The sequence below is a fragment of the Caulobacter sp. 10L414 genome (genome assembly GCF_056395525.1).
In genome coordinates this window covers 1-505 of sequence record NZ_JBFTJR010000140.1, presented here as the reverse complement: position 1 = coordinate 505, position 505 = coordinate 1, and the positions used below count along the sequence as shown (strand labels likewise).

General features: G+C 66.9%; 1 protein-coding gene. It reads left to right on the top strand.

The features are described from left to right. Positions 1-505: carboxyl transferase domain-containing protein (locus AC1DCG_RS25105; RefSeq protein WP_477041753.1), on the top strand; the 505-nt coding region annotated here is incomplete at both ends.

The window sequence follows — 505 nt, the reverse complement described above, 5'->3', positions numbered from 1 at the left end:
GCCCTGACCCAGGTGCGCCGCCTGGTCGACTTCCTGCCCTCGTCCAATCGCGAGAAGGCCCCGATCCGCCAAAGCTTCGACGACCCCCATCGCCAGGAAGCCAGCCTCGACAGCCTGGTCCCGGCCGATCCGGGCAAGCCCTACGACATGAAGGAGCTGATCCTGAAGATCGTCGACGAGGCCGACTTCTTCGAGATCTCCAGCGAGTGGGCCAGGAACATCGTCTGCGGCTTCGCCCGCATGGACGGCCAGACGGTGGGGATCGTCGCCAACCAGCCGCAGGTGCTGGCCGGGGTGCTCGACATCGACAGCTCCCGCAAGGCCGCCCGCTTCGTGCGCTTCTGCGACGCCTTCGAGATCCCGATCGTCACCCTGGTCGACGTGCCGGGCTTCATGCCGGGCACCAAGCAGGAGTACGGCGGCCTGATCAAGCACGGCGCCAAGCTCCTGTTCGCCTATGCCGAGGCCACGGTGCCCAAGGTCACCCTGATCACCCGCAAGGCCT